We start from the raw sequence: 22,042 nt of genomic DNA on the forward strand, positions 1-22,042 counted from the left end.
CCACCGACCCGCTCAGCTCGAGGTCAGGGCACGGCGGAACGCCTGGCGTTCCGCTTCATCGGGGATGCGCTCGCAAAGTGCCTGGATGAAAGCCTCTCGGGTCATGGCCCGGGGCAGGGTCATTTCCACCATGCGCCGGGCAATGGGACCCACATGGCGGGCATAGAGACGGATGATGCGATCCAGTTCCTCGCCATCCGGGGAGAAGGCGGGCGCCTCGGGTTCCGCAGGCGCGGCCGATCCGTCGGCAACCCCGTGTTCGCCAGAACAGGCGTGTTCCAGTGCGCAGCGGTGGAACCAGGCCAGGAACTGCTCCCGACCCTCGGTGGCGGGGATGCGGGCGGCCAGCTGCTCGCCCAGCTCGGTCACGCTGCCGGCGTTGGACAGTGACTGGTTCACGATGAAGGCGGCCAGTGGCCCGACGTGGGTCGCCAGCCGGCTGCGCAGGCGATCTACCAGCTCCGCCGGCCAGGTTGCGGTTGGGCTCGCTGCGGGCTCGGGTCGGCGCAGAGGCTCGCGGGCGATGACCGTCTCGGACAAGGTCTCCACCGCGTTGCGCTCGCCAGCCACTTCGGCGCCCACCTGTTCCAGTTGGCGCGCCAGCCCCAGCGCGGACTCCGGCCGCTGTTCGGGATCGGCGGCGAGAACGCGCGCCAGTATGCCCCGCAGTCGTGGCGGCAGCTCGCGCGCGGCCTCGCTGTCGAAGGCCTCGTCGACAAAGGCGCTCACCTTGTGCCCGAACACCACCTCCGGCCCCGGCTTGCGCCCGGTCAGCATCTCCAGCAGCACGATGCCGACCGAATAGAGATCGCCGGCGGCGGTGACCTGCTCGCCGCGCAGGCCTTCCGGCGCCATGTAAGACGGCGTGCCCACCATGTTGCCGGCCTGGGTCAGCTCGGAGGCGTCGATGCGCGCCACGCCGAAGTCGGCCACCTTCACCCCGCCGGTATCGAGCAGGATGATGTTGGCCGGCTTGATGTCGCGGTGCACCACGCCCTTGGCATGGGCGTGATCCAGCGCCGCCAGCACCTCCCGGGCGATGTGCAGGATCTCGTGCAGGGCGAATCGGTGACCGGTCTCGATGAAAAAGCGCAGTTCCTCGCCCTGCACGTATTCCATTACCAGATAGTCGCTGGCCCCGTCCGTGCCGAAATCGAACACGGTAACCACGTTGGGGTGCAGGCAGCGGGCAGCGGCGCGGGCCTCCTGGCGGAAGCGCTCGCGCCAGTCCTGGTTGCCCTCACCCGCGGCCAGGTGCGGATGCACCACCTTGATGGCCACCCGCCGTTCCATGTCCGGGTCCTGGGCGAGGTACACGGTACCCATGGCGCCCTGCCCCAGCAGGGCCTGGACCCGGTACTTGCCGATCTGTTCGGGCAGGGCAGACATGCGGCCGTCCGCCTCAGCGCTGCATGGTTTCGTTCAGCATCTGCACGGCATTGTCGAGACTGCGCTGCATGCGATTGAAGGACCGCGCCAGCGAAGAGATCTCGTCATTGCCCTCGGCGGGCAGTTCCTCGAGTTCGGTATCGCCGGTGGAAATGCGCTCGGCCTGGGCCGACATGCGCGCCACCGGGCGGATGACGTACCGCCCCAGCAGCCAGTTCAATACCAGGGCGATGAGGATGAAGATACCGATCAGTGCGGCCATGAACAGCAGGAACTTGTCGCGCGCTCGCTCCAGTGGCCCGGCCTGGGGGACCGAGACCACCTGTGCGCCGACCACCTCGTCCAGCTTCCAGCCGAAGCCGTTGACCGAACCGTACTTCTTCACCATGGCGGCCGGTGCCTGATCCGGCGTGGAGTGGCAGCTCAGGCAGGCCGCGTTGGTGATGCGGATGGGGCGGCTGAAATAGAGCGAGGGCCCGGTCGGCGTCTGCCGCTCGCCGACCAGTTCCCTGGCATCGGGGTGGCCGCGGAAATACTCGATGATGTCCGCCTCCCAGTCGGTGGCACGATGCACGGGATTGGTGGGATTGAGTGCCGCCTCCTTGTAGGCATAGTCGGGATATTTCTTCTGCAGGTGTTCAACGTAGCGGGTCGCGGCATAGGCCGGCACCGTCTGCGGATGGAACTCGCCTTCCTGCAGTTGCGCGATCAGCGGGCGTACCTCCTCGACCGTGTAGCGACGCACCGCGCGCGCGCTTTCCATGAGGATGTTGGCCGACTCCATCACCTCCTCGCGGGTATGCTCGGCGAACACCCGATAGGAAATCAGCGCTGCGGCGACCAGGCCGGCCGCGGTAACCAGCATCAGGATCAGGTTGAAACGAACCCTCAGTGTCATGACCACCCTTTGTGATTGTTCGTGTTTTCAGCAGGATAGTACACTATAGCGGATATCCTGCCAGCTTCTTGAGAATCCCGTGACACCGCGCCGCCTGTTCGCCCATACCCTCCTCACCGCCCTGGTGCAGAGCCTGCTGCTCGGCGGTCTGTTCATGTACGCCGCCTACCGCCGCGCCCTGACCCTGCCGGCCGAGGCGCTGGCCCCCTGCGCGCGCGTGGCCGAACCGGCACGCCAGGCGGATTGTCTGAACCTCGCCCTGCACGCCCACCTCACCGCCCCACCGCATCTGGCGCTGCTGTTCGTGGTGCTGCTGGTCGCGGCCCTGTTGCCGGCGTGGCTGGCCGCGCGTGCCGCCGGCAGTCAGGCGCTGGGTCAGGCCCTGCTCATTGCCATGAGTTCGGCCGCGCTCCTGCTCGCCTTCATGGAACCGGGCCGGCTGCCGGCACTCGCGGCCTTCGTCGGCAGCGTCCTCGCGGGCCTGATCGTCGCCCGTTTCGGACACGCGCGGATGGCCACGCCGAACACGGGTGCTTGATTTTTGACGGGCACGATTTATGCTTGGTCCAGTTCCGTACCGGACGACGCGGATCCCATGGGGGGGTTGGAATTCGCGTCGGGGTGGCGATGTCTCCATGCCGCCCCCGTCCAGATCATCCCCCCGACCGACATGCAGGAGAACTCGCCATGCGCAACCGTTTCCGTCAACTGGGTCAGGGAATGACGGAGTACATCATCATCGTCGCCCTCATCGCCATTGCCGCCATCGCCGTCTACGGCCTGTTCGGCGATACCATCCGCGGCCAGATGGGCGCCATGACGCAGGAACTGGCGGGTCAAGACGGCTCCTCCAGCCTCAAGAAAGCGGATGATGCCGGCAAGGCTGCGGCCGGCGCGGCCTCGGACAAGAAGACGCTGAGCGACTATACCGGTCAGTCCAACTGACCGGTGTCTTCCGGCCGAAGCGCTCACCCTTGCTTCGTTCATGATGCCCGGACCTGACCGGGACAGGATGCGATCGCCTGGCGGACGTCAGTCAGGCCAGGCGATCCTGCTCGTCCTGCTGCTCACCGTGGTCGGCATCCTTGCCGGGCTGATGCTGGTGTCCAACGGCATCCTGACCAGCGAGAAGATGCAGCTCCAGAACGCGGCCGACGCCTCCGCCTACGGCGTGGCACTGGCCGAGGCGCGCGACCTCAATTTTGCCGCCTACATCAACCGCGCCATGATCGCCAACGAGGTGGCCATCGGCCAGCTGGTGGGGCTGATGTCATGGGCGGCCATGGTGCGCTCGGTGCCGGGTTTCCTCGACATCTACTACGGGCCCATGATCAAGGCCCTGCTCGCCAGTCCACTGGCACCCATCGGTGCCGTTCTGCAGGGCATCATCACCGCCCTGCAGATCACCGGCAACATCGTCTACCAGGGCACCCGTGCCTTCACCCGCCTGTTCACCCGCGCCTATGCCGCGCTCAACCGCGGCCTGAGCCTGGCACAGCGTGCCATGCACACGGCCACCTTCATGTTCACCATCGGCGCCCTGGACGACAGCATCCGCAACAACGCGAAGAAGGCCCAGCTCTCCTGGTTCGGGGCCTTTGCCCTGGCCCGCCACTACACCACCTATTTCGAGAACCTTGCCATACGCAAGCGTGGGGACAACTATGTCTCCAGCTATCGCCAGAGCCACAGTTGGGACAGCTTCGTCGAGCGGCGGCTGAGCAAGCGGCTGTCGCCCTCCGATGCCAGCCAGAAGGCGGGCATGGCCCGCTTCGCCGCCATGGTCAACGCCTCGCGCGATCCCTTCAGTGACAATCGCGCCGGTGGCTGGGCCATCCCGCTGATGCCGCCCATCAACATCAACATCAATGCCGGCAACATCCCGCTCACCAATCGCTGCATCCTCTGCATCAACTTCAACTTCTCGGTGCACATGGAACGCAAGGGCGGCACCGATGTCCGCGGCGTGAAGGCGGGGCGCGAGACCCACTACAACTGGTCGGCGGTGGACCTGGTACAGGCCACCTCGCGCTTCCGGCTGCGCATCGTGGTGCTGGGCGTGACCCTGTTCAACCAGCGCTATGCCGGCGGACCGCCGCACGGCATCGGCGCGGCCCGCGCAGCGGCCGACGCCGGCGATGACATTTCTACCTTCCAGCCACGCGACGTGCTGCCGAAATACCTGGGCGGCACCATGCCGGAGCAGGAATACGGCCATACCGCCATCCCCGCCTACGCGGCGGTCTGGGCCTGGCCCCTGCCCTGGCCCGGCAACGGCAATCCCTATCTCGCCATGCAGACCAACAATGTGTATCCGGCCCACCGTGGCCTGCCGCGCTACATGGACACCCGCGCCCAGCCCTTCGCGGCGCGCATCGACGGCAAGCTGCATTTCGGCATCGAGGCGCCCTATGTGCTGATCGGCCTGGTCAAGGAAGAAGAACACCTGGTCGACACCTCCACCCGCGGCCGCTTCCGGCTCGATCCCGACTATGCCGCCGACCAGCTGGCCGTGCTGGGCAAGGCCCAGGTGTACTTCAGCCGCCCCAACGACCTGCCCTGGTTCCGGCGCCGTGACGGCAAGCTGGAACTGGCGAACACCTTCAATCCCTACTGGGATGCGCGGCTGGTGGATACCAGCTACCTGGACCGCACCATGGCCCTGGCCATGCAGCAGCGCCAGCCCTGGCTGCCGCGCGACGTCAATGCCGCCTTCAATGGTCTCAACCGGCTGGTGAGCCTGCTGCCCACGCCATGACCCGCGACCGACGACAACAAACCGGACAGGCCATGACCGAGTTCGTGATCTCGGCTGCCTTCGTGCTGGTGCCGCTGTTCCTGATCGTGCCGGCGGTGGGCAAGTACATCGACATGAAACACGCGGCAGTGGCCTCGGCCCGCTACAGCACCTGGGAATACACCGCGCACTATGCCCGTGCCGGTGACCAGTCTTCCGGCTTCAGCGCCGTCAGCCGTGCCCAGCGACCGGTCAAGCCCTTGCGCGATGTGGCACTGGAGGCCGAACGCCGCCACTATGGCAACAGCGCGCTGCCGCTGGACACCCATGCCGACCGTGGCGGCCTGGCCCAGTCCGAGCTGCGACCGCTGTGGCGCTATCACGATGGCACACCCATGTACCTGGCCGCCGCCAACCGCCCCGTCTCCGCCGTCGGCCCCGGACGCACGCCGGACCCCACCGGCATCTTCAGCGGCGTGCTCACCGCCTTCAACAAGCTGGCCCGCGCCCTTGCCGGCGCACTCGGGGCGCTGGGCGTGGACGGCGGCTTCGATGCCGTCAACGACCGGGGCCGCTTCGGTGTGGAAGTGGCGATGCGCGCAGAGAACGCCCCGCGCTGGACACCGCTGAAGAAGGCCAACCGCGCCCCGCTGTTCCTGCAGGACCTGAACCTAGTCATGACCGCGCGCGGCGCCCTGCTCACCGATGGCTGGGCCGCGGGCGGCGTACAGCATGCCAACCGCCAGTCGCGGGGACTGGTGGCCGGCGCCCTGCTGGACCCCATCCTCAATCGCTGGATCCCGATCCAGTCCCTGGCCTCGACCATCCTGCTCAGCCCCGAACTTGGGCCGAACAATCTGCAGTTCGGCATCATGCCCACCGACGATGTGCCGCCGGGCAAGCTGTCGCCCGATACCCGCTCGGTGTCCTGTCCGGGAGGCTACTGTGAATACTGAGCCGCGACGCCTGCCCCTGACCCTGCTGCTGGCCCTCGGCGGCCTCGCGCTGGCGGCCCAGGCGCGCGACGATTTCCCGCCCCCGCCCGACAGCCGGGTGGAACTGGTGGCCGGGGAGACCACGGCGCTGGGCATGCAGCTGGCCATCCGCCGCTTCCGCAGTGACCTCAAGGCCGAACAGGTAATCGATTTCTACCGCAAGCTCTGGGGCAAAGACGCCGCGGTCAGTGAAGCGCCGCCCTGGCGTATGGTCGGCACCGTCGACGATGGCCACTATCTCAATGTCCAGGTCCGGGACGAGGCCGACGGCAGCGAGGGCCTGCTCAGCAAAAGCGACTTGCCCGAGCGCCTCAGCAGCGGCCGCTACCAGCCCGCGCCACGCCACACGGACTTCCCGCGCATGAGCGGCAGCGATCTCATATCGATCAGCAACAGCCGCGATGCGGGCAAGACCGGCCGCCTGGTGCAACTGCAGAACGACTTCTCCGTGGCCAGCAATGCCCGCTTCTATCGCCGCCACTACGAGGGCCAGGGCTACACCACGGTGATGGACGAGGCGGTGGCGCCACGCGAGCAGGGCCGCGTGCTCTACTTCCAGCGCGGACCGCATAACGTGACCGTTACCATCAACCGGGTCGAGGACCGAACTTCCGTCATCGCCAGCGACGTCAGCGAGGGATTCCTGCCATGAACCGCAACGCAGGCCGCCAGGGCGGCCAGTCAATGGTCGAGTACACCGTCATCCTGGCCGCGCTCACGGCCGCCCTGCTGGCGGCGGGGCCGGGCTCGGTGGAGGAACTGCGCCAGGGCGTGGTCGACAAGCAGCGCGGCTACAGCTATGCCGTCTCGCTGTCGGAGATCCCCGAGTCGGGCGATCTGCAGGAGATTGCGGCCTACTACAAGCGTCTGGGCAAGTATCCGGCGTTGCAGCCGCAGCTCGCCGCCGGGGGGCAGAAGCTGAGCCAGTTCGTCAGCCAGCTGGAACAGGCCGACAAGCTGTTGTCGCAATTCGATCCCGCCAATGCCGGCAAGCCGCTGCAGCACCTGCCCGGCTGGCCTCCGCCACTGCCCGGGCTGTAGCCGGCCGATCCGACCGCACTCACCGAAACCGACGGGGACAAGAAGAAACGTGGACAAGAAGAACCTCAAGCTGCTGCTCATCGCCCTGGGCCTCGGCGCACTGGCCGCCCTGCTCTCCTTCCTCTATCTCAAGGCCCGCGAGGCCGAGCTGCGTGCCCAGCTCACGCCACACGAGGAAATGGTCGAGGTCGTCGTCGCCTCGCGTGACCTGGTCAAGGGCGACAAGCTCAACGCCAGCAATCTCGCCGTGCGCAGTGTCCCGGCCAAGTATGTCGATGACAATGCCGTACGCCCGAGCCAGTTCGAGGAAATCGACGGCCAGGTGCTGAACCAGAACCTGGCCTCGGGACGGCCGCTGATGCGCAGTTATGTGGCGCGCGAGTTTCCCCTGGACTTCTCCGATACCATTCCGCTCAAGCGCCGTGCCATGACCATACAGGTCGACGAGGTGAACTCGGTGTCCGGCTTCGTCCGTCCGGGTGACCGCATCGACCTGTTCGCCCTGCTGCCGCCGGGTGCCGTGGACGAGAAGGACGACAGTCACCAGGTCATGCCCCTGCTCGAAAACGTGGAGGTGCTGGCCACCGGCCGCGACGCCGCCCGCGACTACGAGGAAAAGGTGCGCCTGCTGCGGGGCGGGGTTGCCGCCCAGCCGGATGACAGTTACACCACCCTCACCCTCAACGTGACCCCGCGCGAGGCCGCGGTGCTGGCGACCGCGCGCGAGAAGGGTGACCTGCTGGCCGTGCTGCGCAATCGCAAGGACGACAGCGGTTCCGGCTTCACCCGCGTCACGCCTGCGGATCTGCGTTCCAACGCCGAACGCCTCGCCCAGGCCGCGGCGGTGCGTGCCAGCACGGAACAGCTCGGCGAGGTGCGTCGCGACGCCGACGGCAACATCATCACGGCCGACGGGCGAAAGATCGCCGGCGACAAGCTGGTGGTGGCCGAGGATGGCACCCTGATGACCCGCGATGGCGTGGTCCTGTCCGGCCGCGGCCTGCAGGTCAACGACAAGGGCCAGCTGATCACGCCGGACGGCAAGGTGGTCGACCCCGACCGGGTCCGTGTCGCCGCCGACGGCAGCCTGATCACCGCCGACGGCACGGTGGTGGCGGGTGCCCCGGGCACCCGCACCAGTGGCGTAACCGTCAACCCCGACGGCACCGTCACCACCGCCGACGGCCGGGTACTGACCGGCGTCGAGCTCAACAAGGACGGCAAGATCGTCCTGCCCGACGGCACCGTGGTCGATCCCAGGGACGTGGTCGTGCGTGCCGACGGCACCGTGCTCACCCGCGACGGCAAGGTGCTGGCGGGCGTGGGCACTACCCAGGCAGCCGGCACCCTGACCCGCAATGCCGACGGCTCGGTGACCACGGCCGACGGCACCGTGCTGGCCGGGGCCAGACTCGACAAGGACGGCAAGCTGGTACTGGCCGACGGCACCGTGGTCGACCCGAAGGACGTGGTCATCCATCCCGACGGCACCGTGACCACCCGTGACGGCAAGGTGCTCAAGGGCATCCAGGCCGGCGAGGCGGCCGGCAGCCTGCGCGCCGATGCCGACGGCACCATCCGCACTGCCTCGGGTGCCATCATCGAGGGCGCCACCCTGCGCGAGGACGGCAAGCTGGTGCTCCCCGACGGCACCGTGGTCGATCCGAAGGACGTGATCGTCCACCCCGACGGCAGCGTGACCACCCGTGACGGCAAGGTGCTCAAGGGGCTGACGGCACGCAATGTGCGCCGTGCCGGTGTCGCGCCGAAGATCACCGCCACCACCCCGTTGTACGAAGTGGACTACATCGTCGGCGGAGACAGCGACAATGGCGTCGCCAACGTCCGAAAGATTCCGGTGATGCCCTGATCCGGTCGTGGAACAAGAAATCGAAAAACGGGAAAGACAGATGAAAAACACCATCAACCGAAGCCTGCTGGGCATCCTGCTTGTGCTGTTCATGGCCTGGGCGCTGCAAGCCCAGGCTGACAGCCTGCTGCGACTCTATGTCGGCGACATGCAGGTCCTGCCGCTGGGCGAGATCAAGCGCGTCGCCGTCGGCAACGGCGGCGTGCTGAGCACTTCCATCCTCGAGGACGGCCAGTTGCTGGTGCTGGCAGAGAAGGAGGGCGAGACCGAAATGCGGGTCTGGCTCACCGACGGCAGCGAGCGGGTATACAAGATCAGCATCGCCAAGCAGGACACGCTGCAGGCCTCTTCCGAGGCACGCTCCGCCCTGCGCAACCTGCCTGGCGTGACCCTGCGCCGGGTAGGCAACAACATCGTGGTCGAGGGCAAGGTAGACGGCGACGGCAAGGCACTGATCGAGAAGATCAACGCCACCTACAAGCTGATCGATCTCACGGTGCAGAACGACCGCATCCCGCTGAAGGAGATCCTGGCCAACATCCCGGGCATCCAGGTGCGCGAGGTCGGCAAGTTCTCGGTGGTGGAGGGACAGGCCGACGAGCCCACCGCCAAGCTGATCGAATCCGTGATCAAGAACTTCCCCAACGTGGTGAACCTGGTGCGCACCGACCTGGTGAAGCCCGAGCGCATGGTGTACATGAAGGTACAGATCACCGAGTTCAACACCAGCCGGCTGGAGAATCTCGGCATCGCCTGGGAAACCAGCTTCCCCGGGCCCGCGGCCGGCGTCGCCGTCGACTTCACCCGCAAGGGCGACCTCAGCGCGCTTGCAGGCAGCGTGCTGTCGGGCGTGACCAGCCAGACGGCCGCCACATCGGCCATCGGCTACTTCGGCCTCGCCACCCAGATCTCGTCGACCATCAACCTGGCCATCTCCAACGGCGATGCCCTGCTGCTCGCCTCCCCCACCCTGAGCGCAGCCAGTGGTGGCAAGGCCGAGTTTCTCTCCGGCGGCGAGGTGCCCGTGCCGGTGCCCGGGCCCGATCTCACCACCACCATCGAGTACAAGCAGTTCGGCATCATCCTCAACATCGAGCCGACCGCCGACGACAAGGGCAACGTGCGCGCCAAGGTCGAAACCGAGGTCAGCAGCATCGACCAGTCCACTGCGGTGGACAACACGCCCGGCTTCCGCACCCGGCGCACCAGCGCCGAGGTCAGTCTCAAGCAGGGGCAGACCCTGGTCATCAGCGGCCTGGTCAACCGAGAGGTGGCCGAGGATGTCTCCAAGCTGGCCGGACTGGGTGATCTGCCCATCCTGGGTGCGCTGTTCCGCTCCAGCAACTTCCGCAACGGCCACAGCGATCTGGTCATCTTCATCACACCCTATGTGTATGACGCCGATTCCCCGGTCAACAGGGCCCAGCTCGAGCGCGCGGACCAGTTGCGCGCCCGTTTCCTGAAGAACATCGAGAAGAACGGCGACATACTGGACTGAGAACATGTTTGACATCATCGTCATCACGGACAAGGGCAAGACCACCAAGCGGGTGCGCTGCATGATCAAGCAGTGCACCATCGGCAAGTCCCGGGACAACCTCATCCAGATCCGCGGCTGGCGCATCGCCCCGGTTCACTGCCGGATCGAAATGACCGACAAGGGCATCTACATCGAGGACACCAGCGAGGGCATCGGAACCCAGGTCAACGGCGAGAAGGTCCAGTACTACGGGCCGCTGCGCGGTGCCGACATCATCAGCATAGGTGCCTACGAATTCCGCATCGGCGCGGTGTCGACCGACGATGCCGAGGAGGTCGTCAGCAACTACCAGGAACTGCCGGAGAGCAGCGACTGGACAGTGGAAACCTTCTTCGGACCCGCCGCCGCAGCCGGCAGCGGCGAGGACGGTGCCGATGCCCGGCCGAGCGAGGAGGAAATCAACCGCCAGCGCACGGCCATGTGGCGCAACCGGCTTCACCAGGACGTGCTGCGCATGATGGACCTGCGTCGTACCGACGTGGCCGACATGGACGATGAGGAGCTGCGCAACAGCGTCGAGGCCATGATCGACGAGGTCCTTGGTGCCCATGCCGCGGAACTGCCCGACTACATCGACCGCGACCGACTGAAGCGGGAGGTGCTCAACGAGGCCATCGGCCTCGGGCCACTGGAGGAGTTGCTCGCGGACGAGGCCGTCACCGAGATCATGGTCAACGCCCATGACGATATCTTCGTGGAACGCGAGGGCAAGCTGACCCGTTCCGAGGTCACCTTCTCCAGCAATGCCGCTGTCATGTCCGCCATCGAACGCATCGTCACCCCGCTGGGCCGGCGCATTGACGAGAGTTCGCCCATGGTCGATGCCCGACTCAAGGACGGCTCGCGCGTCAACGCCATCATCCCGCCGCTGGCACTGAAGGGCCCCACGATCACCATCCGCAAGTTCTCCAAGAAGAAGCTGGAGGACAGCGATCTGATCCGCTTCGGCTCCATCAACGAGCCCATGGTCAGGCTGCTGCGCACGGCCGTCGAGCAGCGCTGCAACATCATCATCTCGGGCGGTACCGGCTCGGGCAAGACCACCCTGCTCAATGTGCTGTCCAACTTCATTCCGCATTCCGAGCGCGTGATCACCGTCGAGGATGCCGCCGAACTGCAGCTGGCGCAGCCGCATCTGGTGTCGCTGGAATCACGACCGCCCAACCTCGAGGGAAAGGGCGCCATCACCATCCGCGACCTGGTCAAGAACTGCCTGCGCATGCGCCCCGACCGCATCGTGGTTGGCGAGTGTCGTGGCGGCGAGGCATTGGACATGCTGCAGGCGATGAACACCGGCCATGACGGCTCGCTGACCACTGTGCATGCCAACTCGCCACGCGACGTCATCTCCCGCCTTGAGGTGATGGTCATGATGTCCGGCATGGAGCTGCCGGTGCGCGCCATCCGCGAGCAGGTGGCCTCGGCGGTAGACCTGATCGTGCAGCAGACGCGCTTCTCGGATGGCTCTCGCCGCGTCACCCACATCACCGAGGTTACGGGCGTGGAAGGCGACATCGTTCAGCTCAACGACATCTTCCTGTTCAAGCAGGAAGGCTTCGACAGCGAGGGCCGGCTGCTCGGACATTTCGAGGCCACCGGCTCGGTACCGCACTTCTACCAGGACCTGCGCGAGCGTGGCATCCCGGTGGACATGAGCATCTTCGCGTCATGAGCCTGGATCCCGCCGCCCTCCTCCTGCTGCTGTCGCCGCTGCTGTTCTTCACCAGCGTGTTTGCGCTGGGCCTGGTCGCCGCGCGCAAGGGTGAGGAAGTCTGGGACGACTACGAATCGGTATTCAAGGAGACCGCGCGGACCAATCTCGAGGACATGTTCCTGTTCATCGATCCACAGCAGCTGTTCCTGGTCAACGTGGTCGCCATCCTGGTACTGCCCGCGCTCACCCTGCTGGTCACCGGCGACCTGCTGATCGCGCTGGCGGTCATGGCACTGGTCATGTTCGTGCCCTTCTATGTCTACCGGGCCATGCGCCAGCACCGCCTGCGGACCTTCGAGAAACAGCTCCCCGATGCACTCAGCCTGATCTCCAGCGCGCTGAATGCGGGCGTCAGCCTGAACATCGCCCTGGAGAACCTGATCCGCGAACAACCCGCGCCCCTGTCCCAGGAATTCATGCTGTTCATGCGTGAACAGCGACTCGGCGTCGACTTCGACACCTCGCTCCGAAACATGGAGCGGCGCCTGCCGCTGGACGACTTCCGCATGTTCACCTCGGCCCTGCGCATCGCCCGCGAAGTCGGCGGCAACCTGGGCGAGATCCTGGAGCGGCTGGCGGATACCCTGCGCCGCAAGGCGGTCATGGAGGGCAAGATCGACAGTCTCACCGCCCAGGGCCGCATGCAGGGCCTGGTCATGACCGGCCTGCCGGTCCTGCTGGGCCTGCTGCTGTTCTTCCTGGAACCCGACGCCATGCGGCTGATGTTCACTACCCCGGCCGGCTGGGCCACGCTGGCAGTGATCGTGGTCATGGAGGTACTCGGCTATGTCTTCATACGCAAGATCACGCGAATCGATGTCTAGCCCGGCACGAAGCCGCCGAGAACTTGGGATATACCGATGGTTACAAAGAATATTTTTCCTGTATCAGCGGGTAGCGGTTTACTCCCGCACCGCTCTGCCGGCGTCTGCGCGCCAGACGCACATCCATCCGGCAGCTTCGTGCAACTTTCGGGCTAGGAGCAACTGGCAATGGAGCTGTTGATCTATCTCAGTGCCCTGGCTGCCGGCGGCAGTATCCTGCTCATGGTGGTCTTCGTCGATCGCATGACACCCGAGGTCGACGCCACCGACCGTGCCTGGATGGACCCCTTGCCGCCCATGCTGCGGATCATCTGGCCGCTGGTCCGGCTGGTCGCGGACACCGTTACCCCGCTGTACAGCAATCGCTACCTCGACAGCGTGGAGGAACACCTGCAAAAGACGGGGGCATCCTATCTCCTCACCGGCGAGGAATTCGTCGCGCTGCGCATCGTCTCCGCGATTATCTGCCTGCTGCTGGCACTGATACTGGTCGCCTCGTTGCATGCCGGCCAGCCGCTGCTGATCCTGCTGCTGGCCACCGCAGGGGGCTATTTCTTCCCGCTGGTATGGCTCAAGGACACCCGCCAGCGGCGCGAGCGCGATGTCATTCGCGCCCTGCCCGTTTATCTGGATTTCATCACCATGGCGGTCGAGGCCGGACTGAACCTGACCGGTGCCCTGCAGCAGGCCATGCAGAAGGCCCCGGAAGGCGCACTGCGCAACGAGTTCGCCACCGTGCTGCGCGACGTGCGTTCCGGCGTCAAGCGCGCCGACGCCCTGCGGCGCATGGCGGACCGCCTCGACATCCCCGATGTCACCAGCTTCGTCAATGCCGTCATCCAGGCCGAGCGCATGGGCTCCAGCATGGCGGCGGTACTGCGGGTGCAGGCGGAGCAGCGCCGGTCCGAGCGCTTCCAGCGTGCGGAGAAACAGGCCATGCAGGCGCCGGTAAAGCTGATCTTCCCGCTGATCGTGTTCATCTTTCCCGTGACCTTCATCGTGCTCGGCTTCCCGATCGCGATGAAGTTCCTGCACCAGTGACCGTGCGCCGGGGCAGCCTGACCTTCGCCGCCGCGGACGGCCGACAGGCGCGGCTCGATACCGTCTGGCGCACGGAGAGTTTCCTGGAACGCAATCGCGGCCTGCTCGGCCGGGCGCCGCTGAAGGAGGCCGAGGGGCTGCTCATCACGCCCTGCAACGCCGTGCACAGCCTGGGCATGCGCTATGCCATTGACCTCGCCTACCTCGACCGTCGGGGCCGAATTCGGCGCCTGGTGCGTCACCTGCGGCCCTGGCGTGCCAGCCTGTGCCTGGCTGCGGCCTCGGTACTGGAAATGCCGGCCGGCGCGGTCGACCGGCTGGGACTGACCCCCGACATGGAGGCCATCTGGCATGACTGATCTCCTGCGACTGCCGGCCCTGCTGCTGGCGGCGAGCCTGCTAGCCGGCTGCCCGGCCACTGCGCCGGTGCGCTCCACCGATCTCATGGATCTGCAACGGGAGGCCGCGGCCGCCTACCAGGCCGAGCAGTGGGAACAGGCGCTTCCGGCCTACCAGACCCTCACCCGCCGGGTTCCGCGTGATCCCGAACTCTGGTTCCGGCTCGGCAACGTGCATGCCCGACTCCGGCAGCCGGAAGAAGCCGTCGCTGCCTGGCAGCACGCCCTGACCCTCAACCCGCGCGATGGCCGTGCCTGGCACAACATCGGCATCACCCGCCTGCGCCAGGCCGCCAATGCCTTCACCCAGATGGCCCAGTCCCTGCCCCCGGACGATCCCCTGCAACCGCGGGCGCTGGAACTGGCAGAGCAGGTCCTGAACATCCTCGAGCCCGATGCCGCTGCCAAGACCGAATGAGCGCCGGCACGGCGGACAGGCCATGGTGGAGACCGTCATCATCCTGTTCGTGACCCTGCTGCTGTTGCTGGGCATCATCCAGTTCGCGCTCATCTATGACGCCAAGAACACCCTCAACTACGCCGCCTTCGAGGCCGCGCGGGCGGGCGCCGTCAACTATGCCGACCGTCAGGCCGTGGAATACGGCCTGGCCCGCGGCCTGGCACCCCTCTATACCAGCCTCGAGGCCAGCGCCGGGCGTCGCCAGCACGTGAGCGCGGTGCAGGCCGCGCGTGACCGGGTGCTTGCGGAAATCCGGCAGGGCGGCAAGGTCTGCATCGAACGCATCAACCCCGCACCCGATGCCTTCCGTGCCTACGGCATCCGCGATCCCATGGGGCGCTTCAAGGGCCTGGTGATCCCCAACGACCATCTGCGCTATCGCTCGGCGCGCAACATGCGCGCCAAGGTCAACATCCAGGACGCCAACCTGCTCAAGCTGCGGGTGACCTACTGCTATCCCATGTACACGCCCTTCATCTCGCAGGTGATCCAGCGGCTGATGGGCGTACGCCCCGACCCCGACCCGCCCCGGGGCTGGCAGGCGCCGGAGCTGGGCAGCTTCCGTCGGGCCTGTTATGCCGAGGGACGCTTCCCCATCGTCGCCCAGGCGCTGGTGCGGATGCAGACGCCGGCCTGGGAAGATCCCAGCTACGATACCGACTGCCGATAGACAAAGACTCTGCGAAGCGGACCCCGTGGATTGTCGCGGGGAACAGCCGTCAGGGCTGGAAGGTCTCGATCTCCAGCGTGCCACCCTGGCGCAGCCGGTAACGCGCGCCGAGTTCCGTGCCCGTCAGTGGCAGGAATCCACCCGCCGCATGGCCCGCATATTGCGCCAGGGGCTGCGGATGATGGCGGATTTGCAGCCGGACTCGGGCCGGGCTGCGTGCCTCCGGCGCTGGTCGAACACCGTTTGAAGTCGGAGGTTCGAACCCTTCCGGGCGCATGAAACGACAAACCCGCCTAGGGGGCGGGTCTGTCGTTCCATTTGGCGCGCCCGGAAGGATTAGCGGCCTGCGGCCGATCTGCGCGCCTCCGGCGCTGGTCGAACACCGTTTGAAGTCGGAGGTTCGAACCCTTCCGGGCGCATGAAACGACAAACCCGCCTAGGGGGCGGGTCTGTCGTTCCATTTGGCGCGCCCGGAAGGATTCGAACCTCCGACCGCCTGGTTCGTAGCCAGGTACTCTATCCAGCTGAGCTACGGGCGCTTGGGAGCGGGAAATTATCCAGAAATTCGGGCGTTGTGCAAGGGTCCCGGCGATTCCGGTCACCTTCGGCCAGGAATCAGTTTCGACCGGCGAGGGATTGATTCGGGGCGCCTCCGCTGCGCTGCGGCGTCGTCTCGCTCGCCGCGCTCGCTCGGCTCGAACCGAAGGCTTCTCATCGGGCCTCTCTCTCCGCCATATAAAAAGGGGCCCCGGAGACTCCGATTACCCTCTTCCGCAAACCGGGCCGCCTTGGCGAGGGATTGATTCGGCGCTGCGCGCCTCACCCCTTCGGGGCGCCTCCGCTGCGCTGCGGCGTCGTCTCGCTCGCTGCGCTCGCTCGGCTCGAACCGAAGGCTTCTCATCGGGCCGCTCTCTCCGCCATATAAAAAGGGGCCCCGGAGACTCCGATTACCCTCTTCCGCAAACCGGGCCGCCTTGGCGAGGGATTGATTCGGCGCTGCGCGCCTCACCCCTTCAGGGCGCCTCCGCTGCGCTGCGGCGTCGTCTCGCTCGCTGCGCTCGCTCGGCTCGAACCGAAGGCTTCTCATCGGGCCTCTCTCTCCGCCATATAAAAAGGGGGCCCGCTGGGCCCCCTTTTTATATGGCGGAGAGAGAGGGATTCGAACCCTCGATGGAGCTTTTAACCCCATACTCCCTTAGCAGGGGAGCGCCTTCAGCCGCTCGGCCATCTCTCCAGCTGCAGCAGCACTGCACGCAGCGGAGACGTAGGATACCGTCGGCCATCGCACAGGTAAAGCGCTCCAGGTCTCCTTCAGCCAACGGCATTGCCGTCCTCTTCCTGTTCGCGGCGGATGCGCTCGTAGATCTCCTCACGATGCACCGCGACTTCCTTGGGGGCGTTGACGCCGATGCGCACCTGATTGCCCTTGACGCCCAGCACCGTGACGGTCACTTCGTCGCCGATCATCAGCGTTTCGCCCACCCGTCGGGTCAAAATCAACATGTTTGTATCTCCTTGACTTGCACTTCCAGCCCAGTCATCCATTCGGACGGCACGCCCCGACACGCAGGCGAGCGCGACCAACCTAGTTGTCGGCATCCCTGTCCGAAACTACAGTCCCTTAACTAATTGATTGTTTTTATTGTTGATTTACTTGGCGCGATGAAACCATCGAAATCGCCGCAAGGCGAACGCCAGTCAAGCGGATTGCGGTGCCTGGTCGAGATGAAAGGCATCATGCAACGCGCGCACGCCGAGTTCCAGATACTTTTCATCCACCACCACCGAAATCTTGATCTCGGATGTGGAAATCATGCGGATGTTGATGCCCTCCCGAGCGAGGGCCTCGAACATGGTCGAAGCGATGCCGGCATGGGAACGCATGCCCACACCGACCAGGGAAATCTTGACGATGCGGTTGTCACCCGAGACCTCGCGCGCGCCCATCTCGCCGGCCACCCTGCGCACCAGTTCCAGCGCGCGATCGTAGTCGTTGCGGTGCACGGTAAAGGTGAAGTCGGTGGTCTGGTCATCAGGCGCGATGTTCTGGATGATCATGTCCACTTCGATGTTGGCGTCGGCCACGGCACCCAGCAGGCGATGCGCAATGCCCGGCTGGTCCGGCACGCCCAGCACGGTGATCTTAGCCTCGTCACGATTGAAGGCGATGCCCGAGATCAGCGCGTTTTCCATCTGTTCGTCCTCGTAGGTGATCAGGGTACCCTCGCCTTCCTCGAAGGAAGACAGCACCCGTAGGGGGACATTGTACTTGCCCGCGAACTCCACCGAGCGGATCTGCAACACCTTGGAGCCGAGGCTGGCCATTTCCAGCATTTCCTCGAAGGTGATGCGTTCCAGCCGTCGCGCCTCGGGCACGACCCGCGGATCGGTGGTATAGACGCCATCGACGTCGGTAAAGATCTGACACTCGTCGGCCTTGAGGGCCGCCGCCAGCGCCACCGCAGTGGTGTCTGAGCCGCCACGACCGAGGGTGGTGATGTTGCCCTCGGCATCCACACCCTGAAAGCCGGCCACCACCACCACGCGGCCTGCATCCAGATCGGCGCGCACACGGGCGTCGTCGATCTCCTGGATACGCGCCTTGTTGTGGGCACTGTCGGTCAGGATATGCACCTGGCTGCCGGTGTAGGAACGTGCCGGGCAGCCACGCTTCTCCAGCGCCATGACCAGCAGGGCGATGGTGACCTGTTCACCCGTCGACAGCAGCACGTCCAGCTCCCGCGGCGGTGGGCGGTCGGTGATGGCCTTCGCCAGACCGATCAGGCGGTCGGTCTCTCCGCTCATGGCGGACACCACGACCACAAGCTGATGTCCCTGCGCGCGGTAGCGCAGGACCTTGTCGGCCACGGCCTCGATGCGCTCGGGCGAGCCCACCGAGGTGCCACCGAATTTTTGCACGATCAGAGCCATCGGCCTCTATCCACGCGAACGCGCTCCCCGGAGCGCGCAAAGCCGGGAATTAAACACCAAAAGTAGCCGGGAGGGAACCGCGCGGGCGGAACATGCCGCTCAGGCGCTTGCGGTCGCGGCGAGCTGACTGCGCACCCAGTCGGGCACGCTGGCCAGGGCCGCATCCAGGTTCTCGGGTTCGCTGCCGCCGGCCTGGGCCATGTCCGGCCGGCCGCCGCCCTTGCCGCCCACCTGCCGGGCCACCGCATTGACCAGGGCCCCGGCCTGGATGCGGCCGGTCTGATCCTTGCTGACACCGGCGGCCAGTGCCACCTTGCCGTCCTTCACCGTGGCCAGCACGATGGCCGAGGCACCGAGCTTGTTGCGGAGCTGGTCGATGGTATCGCGCAGCGACTTGGGATCGGCCCCGTCCAGCCGCGCGGCCAATACCTTGATGCCGTCGATTTCCACGGCCCGGGAGGCCAGATCGCTGCCGCGCGCGCTGGCCAGCTTCGCCTTGAGCTGCTCCAGCTCCTTCTCCAGGGCGCGGCTGCGCTCGACCAGCTGGGCAACCTTGTCCGGCACGTCGTCCGGGCTGCCGCGGAGCAGGCCGGCGGCCTCGCGCAGGGCCTGCTCGCGGGCACGCACATGGGCCAGGGCGCGGTCGCCGGTGACGGCCTCGATGCGGCGCACGCCGGCGGCCACGCCGCCCTCGGAGACGATCTTGAACAGGCCGATGTCGCCGGCACGGCTGACGTGGGTGCCGCCGCAGAGCTCCACCGAGAAGTCGCCCAGCGACAGCACCCGGACCTTGTCCCCGTACTTCTCGCCGAACAGGGCCATGGCGCCGGCCTCCAGCGCGGCGTCGATGTCCATGATGCGGGTCTCGGCCGGCGCATTGGCCCGGATCTGGGCATTGACCAGCTCCTCGATGCGTGCCAGCTCGTCTTCGGTCAACGGCTCGAAATGGGTGAAGTCGAAGCGCAGCCGGTCCGGGCCGACCAGCGAGCCCTTCTGCTGGACATGGTCGCCCAGCACGCGGCGCAGGGCGGCATGGAGCAGATGGGTTGCCGAGTGGTTGCGGCGGATGGCCGCGCGGCGCTCGGCGTCGATCTCGGCGGTGACCGTCTCGCCCACCGCCAGGCTGCCCTCGGCGAGCCGCCCGATGTGGGTGTGGACGCCGCCCTGCTTGCGCGTGTCCTGCACCTCGAAGCGGCCGCCCGGACCCTCGATGACGCCGGTATCGCCGACCTGACCGCCGGACTCGGCATAGAAGGGCGTGTGGTCCAGCACCACCACGCCCTGCTCGCCCGCCTCCAGCCGCTCGACCGGCTGGCCATCGCGAAACAGCGCGGTGACCCGGGCCTGATCGCGCTCGTGATCGTAGCCGGTGAAGTCGGTGCAGCCCTCGACCTTGAGCTCGGCGTTGTAGTCGACCCCGAACTGACTGGCGGCGCGGGCACGCTCGCGCTGGGCCGCCATCTCGCGCTCGAAACCGGCCTCGTCGATGCTCAAGCCGCGTTCACGGGCGATGTCGGCGGTGAGGTCGACCGGGAAGCCATAGGTGTCGTAGAGGCGGAACACCGTCTCGCCGGGAATCACCTTGCCGTCCAGCGAGGCGATCGCCTCCTCCAGCAGCTTCATGCCCTGGTCGAGGGTCTCGGCGAAGCGCTCCTCCTCCTGGCGCAGCACCCGCTCCACCTGCGGCCGCGCCTCGACCAGCTCGGGATAGGCATCGCCCATCTCGCGGCACAGCGGCCCGACCAGGCGATGGAAGAAGATGTCCTTGGCGCCCAGCCGGTAGCCGTGGCGCACCGCCCGGCGGATGATGCGCCGCAGCACATAGCCGCGGCCCTCGTTGGACGGCAGCACGCCGTCGGTGATGAGGAAGGCGCAGGAACGAATGTGATCGGCGATGACCTTGAGCGAACTGCTGGACAGGTCCTCGGTGCCCACGATTTCGGCCGCGGCAGCAATCAGGTTGCGGAACAGGTCGATATCGTAGTTGCTGTGCACCCCCTGCATGACCGCCGCCAGCCGCTCCAGACCCATGCCGGTGTCCACCGAGGGTCTTGGCAGCGGCGTCATCTCGCCGCTGGCGTCACGGTTGTACTGCATGAACACCAGGTTCCAGATCTCGACGTAGCGATCGCCGTCCTCCTCCGGAGTGCCCGGCGGACCGCCGGGAATCTCGGGGCCATGGTCGTAGAAGATCTCGGTGCAAGGGCCGCAGGGACCGGTGTCGCCCATGGACCAGAAGTTGTCGCTCTCGTAGCGCCGGCCGCCGGGCTTGTCGCCGATGCGAGTAAAGCGCGCCGGATCGATACCGATCTCCTTGAGCCAGATGTCGGCGGCCTCGTCATCCTCCTCGTAGACGGTCACCCACAGCCGCTCCGGTGGCAGCTTCATCTCGCCGGTGAGGAATTCCCAGGCGTGGCGGATGGCCTCGCGCTTGAAGTAGTCGCCGAAGCTGAAGTTGCCCAGCATCTCGAAGAAGGTGTGATGCCGCGCGGTATAGCCCACGTTCTCCAGGTCATTGTGCTTGCCGCCGGCCCGCACGCAGCGCTGGGCGCTGGCCGCCCGGGTGTAGGGCCGCGTCTCCTTGCCGAGAAACACGTCCTTGAACTGGACCATGCCGGCATTGGTGAACAGCAGGGTGGGGTCGTTGGCGGGCACCAGCGAACTGGAGGGGACGATCTCGTGGTCACGGGACCGGAAGAATTCGAGGAACGCGGTGCGGATGTCGGCGCTGCTGGTCATGGGAAACTGGGGTTAATGAGTTGATTTGCAATGCGCGAAGCTTACCGCAAGGGCCGGTCGGCGTCACTCGCCGGAAAGGGCGGCGGCCAGCCCGCATGTTTCACTAGGGGGGAAACATGCAAGCCAACTGATCGGCATCGAAGCCCCGGTTCTGCAGGAAGCGCATTTGCCGGGCGCGAGTGGGGAAATCCTCGGGCAGGGCCTGCCCGAAGCGCTTGCGGCGCGCGGCCTCGGCGAGCTGCCCCCAGTCGGCCTCGGCGGCCTCGAGGGCAGCCTCGATATCGGCCTCGGACACGCCGCGTTCGCGCAGCTCGGCACGGATCCGCACCGGGCCATAGCCACGACCGGCACGGGAATGGACATACTGTTCGGCGAAACGCGCATCGCTGAGCAGGCGCGCCTCGACCAGTTCATCCAGCACCTGCGCAACCAGCGCCTCGGGCCGGCCGCGCTGTCGCAGCTTGCGGGCCAGTTCGAGACGACTGTGCTCCCGTCGGGCCAGCAGGCGGAGAGCGGCGGCCCGCACCTCCGCCTGTTCGTCCCCGGGTGATGGTTGCCCGTCCATCGGGAGGGATTGGCAGCAGGGATCAGTTGAGGGTCTCGGCCTCCGGGGCCTCTTCGTCGGCCTCGGCAGCCGCGACCGGCCTGTTCAGCAGGCGGGCACGCAGCTGGGCCTCGATCTCGGCCGCCATGTCCGGGTTTTCCTTCAGGAACTGGCGGACGTTTTCCTTGCCCTGGCCGATGCGGTCGCCGTTGTAGCTGTACCAGGCGCCGGACTTGTCGACGATGCCCTCG

At 66.4% G+C, this 22,042-nt stretch carries 20 protein-coding genes, 3 tRNA genes and 1 pseudogene; 15 read left to right on the forward strand and 9 right to left on the reverse strand.

Annotated elements, in window-relative coordinates; all coding sequences use genetic code 11:
* Window positions 1-12: 12 nt before the first annotated feature.
* Window positions 13-1,389, reverse strand: a complete 1,377-nt coding sequence (locus MVF76_RS00410; protein ID WP_297526550.1) for a serine/threonine-protein kinase — start codon at window positions 1,387-1,389, stop codon at window positions 13-15.
* 13 nt (window positions 1,390-1,402) lie between these two features.
* On the reverse strand, window positions 1,403-2,287 hold the full coding sequence (locus tag MVF76_RS00415) for a Tll0287-like domain-containing protein (protein ID WP_297526551.1): 885 nt from the start codon (window positions 2,285-2,287) through the stop codon (window positions 1,403-1,405).
* Between the two features lie 79 nt (window positions 2,288-2,366).
* On the opposite strand from MVF76_RS00415, the gene MVF76_RS00420 reads away from it, so the two are divergent.
* From MVF76_RS00420 to MVF76_RS00490, 15 genes are all read left to right on the forward strand, one after another.
* Window positions 2,367-2,825 carry a hypothetical protein gene (locus MVF76_RS00420; RefSeq protein ID WP_297526553.1) on the forward strand — a complete coding sequence of 153 codons (459 nt, stop codon included), beginning with the start codon at window positions 2,367-2,369 and terminating at the stop codon, window positions 2,823-2,825.
* A 149-nt stretch (window positions 2,826-2,974) separates the two neighbouring features.
* A complete protein-coding gene (locus MVF76_RS00425; protein WP_297526555.1) occupies window positions 2,975-3,232 on the forward strand; it encodes a pilus assembly protein in 258 nt (85 codons plus the stop codon).
* Window positions 3,233-3,299: 67 nt separating this feature from the next.
* Entirely contained in the window at window positions 3,300-5,045 is a 1,746-nt protein-coding gene (locus MVF76_RS00430) for a hypothetical protein (protein WP_297526557.1), read from the forward strand.
* A 32-nt stretch (window positions 5,046-5,077) separates the two neighbouring features.
* Window positions 5,078-5,980 (forward strand): hypothetical protein, encoded by a 903-nt coding sequence (locus tag MVF76_RS00435; protein WP_297526559.1) that lies wholly within the window; start codon window positions 5,078-5,080, stop codon window positions 5,978-5,980.
* The gene (locus MVF76_RS00440) at window positions 5,970-6,671 is read left to right on the forward strand and encodes a hypothetical protein (protein WP_297526561.1); all 702 of its coding nucleotides are present in this window, start codon (window positions 5,970-5,972) and stop codon (window positions 6,669-6,671) included. Before MVF76_RS00435 ends, MVF76_RS00440 begins: the two co-directional genes overlap by 11 nt.
* On the forward strand, window positions 6,668-7,060 hold the full coding sequence (locus tag MVF76_RS00445) for a hypothetical protein (protein ID WP_297526562.1): 393 nt from the start codon (window positions 6,668-6,670) through the stop codon (window positions 7,058-7,060). The genes MVF76_RS00440 and MVF76_RS00445 overlap by 4 nt, the downstream gene beginning before the upstream one ends.
* A 49-nt stretch (window positions 7,061-7,109) precedes the next feature.
* Window positions 7,110-8,930: a Flp pilus assembly protein CpaB gene (gene cpaB, locus MVF76_RS00450; RefSeq protein WP_297526564.1), complete on the forward strand. Its 1,821-nt coding sequence runs from the start codon at window positions 7,110-7,112 to the stop codon at window positions 8,928-8,930.
* Between the two features lie 40 nt (window positions 8,931-8,970).
* On the forward strand, window positions 8,971-10,428 hold the full coding sequence (locus tag MVF76_RS00455) for a type II and III secretion system protein family protein (protein ID WP_297526566.1): 1,458 nt from the start codon (window positions 8,971-8,973) through the stop codon (window positions 10,426-10,428).
* A 4-nt stretch (window positions 10,429-10,432) separates the two neighbouring features.
* Window positions 10,433-12,142 (forward strand): ATPase, T2SS/T4P/T4SS family, encoded by a 1,710-nt coding sequence (locus tag MVF76_RS00460; protein ID WP_297526568.1) that lies wholly within the window; start codon window positions 10,433-10,435, stop codon window positions 12,140-12,142.
* On the forward strand, window positions 12,139-13,008 hold the full coding sequence (locus MVF76_RS00465) for a type II secretion system F family protein (protein ID WP_297526570.1): 870 nt from the start codon (window positions 12,139-12,141) through the stop codon (window positions 13,006-13,008). Before MVF76_RS00460 ends, MVF76_RS00465 begins: the two co-directional genes overlap by 4 nt.
* A gap of 168 nt (window positions 13,009-13,176) precedes the next feature.
* Window positions 13,177-14,049, forward strand: coding sequence for a type II secretion system F family protein (locus MVF76_RS00470; protein WP_297526572.1), 873 nt, complete (start codon window positions 13,177-13,179; stop codon window positions 14,047-14,049).
* Complete coding sequence (locus tag MVF76_RS00475; protein ID WP_297526573.1) at window positions 14,046-14,408, forward strand: DUF192 domain-containing protein; 363 nt, start codon at window positions 14,046-14,048, stop codon at window positions 14,406-14,408. The genes MVF76_RS00470 and MVF76_RS00475 overlap by 4 nt, the downstream gene beginning before the upstream one ends.
* Complete coding sequence (locus MVF76_RS00480) at window positions 14,401-14,865, forward strand: tetratricopeptide repeat protein (protein WP_297526575.1); 465 nt, start codon at window positions 14,401-14,403, stop codon at window positions 14,863-14,865. Before MVF76_RS00475 ends, MVF76_RS00480 begins: the two co-directional genes overlap by 8 nt.
* Before the next feature lie 22 nt (window positions 14,866-14,887).
* The gene (locus MVF76_RS00485) at window positions 14,888-15,577 is read left to right on the forward strand and encodes a TadE/TadG family type IV pilus assembly protein (protein ID WP_297526577.1); all 690 of its coding nucleotides are present in this window, start codon (window positions 14,888-14,890) and stop codon (window positions 15,575-15,577) included.
* A 323-nt stretch (window positions 15,578-15,900) separates the two neighbouring features.
* Window positions 15,901-15,996 (forward strand) — tRNA-Thr (locus MVF76_RS00490).
* A 43-nt stretch (window positions 15,997-16,039) separates the two neighbouring features.
* Here the strand turns inward: MVF76_RS00490 and MVF76_RS00495 are convergent.
* The 7 genes and pseudogenes from MVF76_RS00495 to MVF76_RS00525 form a co-directional block, all read right to left on the reverse strand.
* Window positions 16,040-16,116, reverse strand: a tRNA-Arg gene (locus MVF76_RS00495).
* A gap of 602 nt (window positions 16,117-16,718) precedes the next feature.
* Window positions 16,719-16,811, reverse strand: a tRNA-Ser gene (locus MVF76_RS00500).
* Between the two features lie 77 nt (window positions 16,812-16,888).
* Complete coding sequence (csrA, locus tag MVF76_RS00505) at window positions 16,889-17,080, reverse strand: carbon storage regulator CsrA (protein WP_297526579.1); 192 nt, start codon at window positions 17,078-17,080, stop codon at window positions 16,889-16,891.
* A gap of 195 nt (window positions 17,081-17,275) precedes the next feature.
* Window positions 17,276-18,508, reverse strand: a complete 1,233-nt coding sequence (locus MVF76_RS00510; protein WP_297526581.1) for an aspartate kinase — start codon at window positions 18,506-18,508, stop codon at window positions 17,276-17,278.
* A 99-nt stretch (window positions 18,509-18,607) separates the two neighbouring features.
* The gene (gene alaS, locus MVF76_RS00515) at window positions 18,608-21,247 is read right to left on the reverse strand and encodes an alanine--tRNA ligase (RefSeq protein ID WP_297526583.1); all 2,640 of its coding nucleotides are present in this window, start codon (window positions 21,245-21,247) and stop codon (window positions 18,608-18,610) included.
* Window positions 21,248-21,350: 103 nt separating this feature from the next.
* Window positions 21,351-21,812, reverse strand: a complete 462-nt coding sequence (locus MVF76_RS00520) for a regulatory protein RecX (RefSeq protein ID WP_297526585.1) — start codon at window positions 21,810-21,812, stop codon at window positions 21,351-21,353.
* A gap of 22 nt (window positions 21,813-21,834) precedes the next feature.
* A pseudogene (locus MVF76_RS00525) lies at window positions 21,835-22,042 on the reverse strand (recombinase RecA); the annotation flags it as partial.

This window comes from Thiohalobacter sp. (assembly GCF_027000115.1).
GTDB lineage: Bacteria > Pseudomonadota > Gammaproteobacteria > Thiohalobacterales > Thiohalobacteraceae > JALTON01.

Coding starts and splice junctions, on each gene's coding strand:
- MVF76_RS00510 (WP_297526581.1), bottom strand. CDS start 18,508: ATGGCTCTGATCGTGCAAAAATTCGGTGGCACCTCGGTGGGCTCGCCC.
- MVF76_RS00465 (WP_297526570.1), top strand. CDS start 12,139: ATGAGCCTGGATCCCGCCGCCCTCCTCCTGCTGCTGTCGCCGCTGCTG.
- csrA (WP_297526579.1), bottom strand. CDS start 17,080: ATGTTGATTTTGACCCGACGGGTGGGCGAAACGCTGATGATCGGCGAC.
- MVF76_RS00410 (WP_297526550.1), bottom strand. CDS start 1,389: ATGTCTGCCCTGCCCGAACAGATCGGCAAGTACCGGGTCCAGGCCCTG.
- MVF76_RS00415 (WP_297526551.1), bottom strand. CDS start 2,287: ATGACACTGAGGGTTCGTTTCAACCTGATCCTGATGCTGGTTACCGCG.
- MVF76_RS00430 (WP_297526557.1), top strand. CDS start 3,300: ATGCGATCGCCTGGCGGACGTCAGTCAGGCCAGGCGATCCTGCTCGTC.
- alaS (WP_297526583.1), bottom strand. CDS start 21,247: ATGACCAGCAGCGCCGACATCCGCACCGCGTTCCTCGAATTCTTCCGG.
- MVF76_RS00435 (WP_297526559.1), top strand. CDS start 5,078: ATGACCGAGTTCGTGATCTCGGCTGCCTTCGTGCTGGTGCCGCTGTTC.
- MVF76_RS00480 (WP_297526575.1), top strand. CDS start 14,401: ATGACTGATCTCCTGCGACTGCCGGCCCTGCTGCTGGCGGCGAGCCTG.
- MVF76_RS00445 (WP_297526562.1), top strand. CDS start 6,668: ATGAACCGCAACGCAGGCCGCCAGGGCGGCCAGTCAATGGTCGAGTAC.
- MVF76_RS00455 (WP_297526566.1), top strand. CDS start 8,971: ATGAAAAACACCATCAACCGAAGCCTGCTGGGCATCCTGCTTGTGCTG.
- MVF76_RS00520 (WP_297526585.1), bottom strand. CDS start 21,812: ATGGACGGGCAACCATCACCCGGGGACGAACAGGCGGAGGTGCGGGCC.
- MVF76_RS00485 (WP_297526577.1), top strand. CDS start 14,888: ATGGTGGAGACCGTCATCATCCTGTTCGTGACCCTGCTGCTGTTGCTG.
- MVF76_RS00425 (WP_297526555.1), top strand. CDS start 2,975: ATGCGCAACCGTTTCCGTCAACTGGGTCAGGGAATGACGGAGTACATC.
- MVF76_RS00460 (WP_297526568.1), top strand. CDS start 10,433: ATGTTTGACATCATCGTCATCACGGACAAGGGCAAGACCACCAAGCGG.
- MVF76_RS00470 (WP_297526572.1), top strand. CDS start 13,177: ATGGAGCTGTTGATCTATCTCAGTGCCCTGGCTGCCGGCGGCAGTATC.